Raw genomic sequence first — 3,184 nt, forward strand, 5'->3', positions numbered from 1 at the left:
GCCGGGGCCTCGCCGACTTCGCGGGCGGCGCGGCCCCCGTCGCGGACGCCTCGGCGGTGGCCTCACCGGAGCCCCCGCCGTCGGTCTTCCGCTGACGAGGACGGGCCTCAGGCCTCAGGCCTCGTACGTCTCCACCATCGGCGGGTGGCCGTTCCAGGTGCAGAAGACCGACATCTCCCGGCCCGCCTTCGTGAAGGTGACCCGGATCCAGTACGGCTGCTTCCACACCTGCATCTGCCAGCCCGCGTCCGGCGTCGCCGACACCAGCTCCGCCGACGAGGCCCCGAGGTCGAAGACCACCCGGCCGCCGGTGACCGGGTAGGCCTTCACGCTGCCCGCGTCCTCCCCGCCGTCGCCCTGCTGCCCGTCCGGGCCCGGCCCCGGCGCGGCCGCCTTCGGCGACGGCTTCGCGCCGGAGGCAGTGGCGGACGGCGAACCCGACGGGGAGGCGGACGGGGACGGCGAACCGGAACCGGAGGCCGGATCCGGCGACGCCGTCGCGCCGTGCGTCGAGGAGGACAGCGGCCGCGTCGTCAGCGGCACCGCCAGCGGCGGATCGTAGGCGGTTCCGGACATGACCGAGTGCACGCCCCACCAGGACAGCGTCACCGCCGCCCCGGTCGCCAGCGTCCAGGCGAGAGCATGAACAAGTCCTCGGTGCATCAGGGCACATACTGCACCACCCGTCCGGGAGACGGCCCGACACCCCGCCGGGTCCCCCGGATGGACTACGGTGCCGCCCATGGCAAGTGTGCTCGTGGTCGAGGACGACCAGTTCGTACGTTCGGCCCTGATCCGGCACCTGACCGAGGCCTCGCACACCGTGCGCAGCGTCGGTACGGCCCTGGAGGCACTGCGCGAGGTCGCCCACCACCGGTTCGACGTGGTCATCCTCGACCTCGGGCTGCCCGACCTCGACGGGTCGGAGGCCCTGAAGATGCTGCGCGGCATCACCGACGTACCGGTGATCATCGCCACCGCGCGCGACGACGAGGCCGAAATCGTCCGGCTCCTCAACGACGGCGCCGACGACTACCTGACCAAGCCGTTCTCCGTGGAGCACCTCTCCGCCCGGATGGCCGCCGTCCTGCGCCGCGCCCGCGCCGCCGCCGGGGCCGAACCGCCCTCGCGCGTCCTGCGGGTGGGCGGCCTCGCCATCGACCCGCTGCGGCGGCAGGCCGAGCTCGACGGTGCCGTGCTGGACCTGACCCGGCGGGAGTTCGACCTGCTGGCCTTCCTCGCCGGGCGGCCCGGAGTGGTCGTGGCCCGGCGCGAGCTGCTCGCCGAGGTGTGGCAGCAGTCGTACGGGGACGACCAGACCATCGACGTGCACCTGTCGTGGCTGCGCCGCAAGCTCGGCGAGACGGCGGCCAACCCCCGCTACCTGCACACGCTGCGGGGGGTCGGCGTCAAGCTGGAGCCGCCGCTGTGAGCGCGCCGGGCGGAGCGAGCGCGCCGGGCACGGCGGGCGCGCCGGGCGGAGCGAGCGCGCGATGAGGTGGGCGCTGGTCAAGGTGTGCCTCGCGGTCACGGCCATGGTGGTCGTGGCCTTCGCCGTACCGCTCGGACTGGTCGTCCAGGAGATGGCCAGCGACCGCGCCTTCTCCAACGCCGAACGGCAGGCCGCCACCATCGGGCCGACGCTGTCCATCACCACCGACCCGGTACAGCTGCGCAAGGCCGTGGAGTCCACGCAGATGGGCGCGGCCCGGCGGATGGCGGTCCACCTCCCCGCGGTCGGCGGCGACGCGCCGGTGGAGATCGGCACCGGCCGGGCCGGGGCGCACGCCGTGGACGAGACCCGGCGGATGGGCCGGGCGATGACGGCCCCGCTGGCCCGCGGCGGCTCGGCCCTGCTCCAGCCGACGGCGCTCGGGTCGGGGGACATCGCCGTCGTGGAGGTCTTCGTCCCCGAGAGCGAGGTCAGCAACGGCGTCGCGACGGCCTGGGTGGTCCTCGCTGGCGTCGGCCTGGCGCTGATCGTGGGCTCGGTGGCGGTCGCCGACCGGCTCGGCGCCCGGCTGGTCCGCCCGGCCGAGCGGCTCGCGGACGCCGCGCACCAGCTGGGGGAGGGCCGGCTGGGGGCGCGGGTGCAGGAAATCGGGCCGAAGGAACTCCGCTCGGCGGCCGTCGCGTTCAACTCGATGGCGGACCAGGTGGTGGAACTCCTCGCCAACGAGCGGGAGCTGGCCGCCGACCTCTCGCACCGGCTGCGGACGCCGCTGACGGTGCTGCGGCTCAACGCGGCCTCGCTCGGCGACGGGCCGGCGGCGGAGCAGACCCGGGCCGCGGTCGAGCAGCTGGAACGGGAGGTCGACACGATCATCCGTACGGCCCGTGAACAGCGCGCCCCCGCGTCCGCCGCGGGCGGGGCCGGGGCGGGCTGCGACGCCTCCGAGGTGATCCGCGACCGCATGGCGTTCTGGTCGGCGCTGGCGGAGGACGAGGGCCGCGAGGTGCGGCTCGCGGGCGTGGACCGTACGGTACGCCTCCCGGTCGCCCGTCCGGAGCTCGCGGCCGCCCTCGACGCCCTGCTCGGCAACGTGTTCCGGCACACCCCGGAGGGCACCCCGTTCGCGGTGGACGTCCACGACGCGGGGGACGCGGTCATCGTCCTCGTCTCGGACGCGGGCCCCGGGATCGCCGACCCGGACGCGGCGCTGCGGCGCGGCAACGACGGCGGGCGGGACGGCTCGACGGGCCTCGGCCTGGACATCGTGCGCCGCGTGGCGGAATCGACGGGCGGGGACGTCCGGATCGGCCGGTCGATGCTGGGCGGGACCGAGGTGCGGGTGTGGATCGCCCTGGACGGCCGGGCGCGGGGCGGGGCGGACGGCGTACGGACGCGCCGGGGCCGCCGCAAACGCCGCGGCTGACACGGCTGATGCGGCCGCCGCGGCTGCACCGACTGCCGCGGCTGAAGCGGCTGATGCGACTACCGCGGCTGAACCGGCCGACGTAACTGAACCGGCCGCCGCGGCTGCGCCGGCCGACGTGGCCGACGCATGCGGTTGCGGGGCACGCCCGGCCCGTGCGGCGGGCCCGGCCGGGCGGTGAATTCGGGGCGGCGGCCCGCCCCCCGGGCCCGCGGGGGGGCGGGGCGCCCCCCCCCCCCCCGCGCGGGGTTGTGTGTTTGTGGGAGACCCCCCCCGCCCAGTCGCGCGCTCACGGCACAGACACACAG

General features: G+C 76.0%; 3 protein-coding genes. 2 read left to right on the forward strand and 1 reads right to left on the reverse strand.

Going from position 1 to position 3,184, the window contains the following annotated elements:
• Positions 1–114 precede the first annotated feature (114 nt).
• A complete protein-coding gene (locus ACFXA3_RS39450; RefSeq protein ID WP_385195735.1) occupies positions 115–663 on the reverse strand; it encodes a hypothetical protein in 549 nt (182 codons plus the stop codon).
• Between the two features lie 79 nt (positions 664–742).
• Here ACFXA3_RS39450 and ACFXA3_RS39455 point away from each other — a divergent pair, with 79 nt between their 5' ends.
• Positions 743–1,432: a response regulator transcription factor gene (locus ACFXA3_RS39455; protein ID WP_385195737.1), complete on the forward strand. Its 690-nt coding sequence runs from the start codon at positions 743–745 to the stop codon at positions 1,430–1,432.
• A 61-nt stretch (positions 1,433–1,493) separates the two neighbouring features.
• A complete protein-coding gene (locus ACFXA3_RS39460; RefSeq protein WP_385195739.1) occupies positions 1,494–2,876 on the forward strand; it encodes a sensor histidine kinase in 1,383 nt (460 codons plus the stop codon).
• Positions 2,877–3,184: the final 308 nt, after the last annotated feature.

It is taken from the genome of Streptomyces sp. NPDC059456, from assembly GCF_042750055.1.
Classification (GTDB): domain Bacteria; phylum Actinomycetota; class Actinomycetes; order Streptomycetales; family Streptomycetaceae; genus Streptomyces.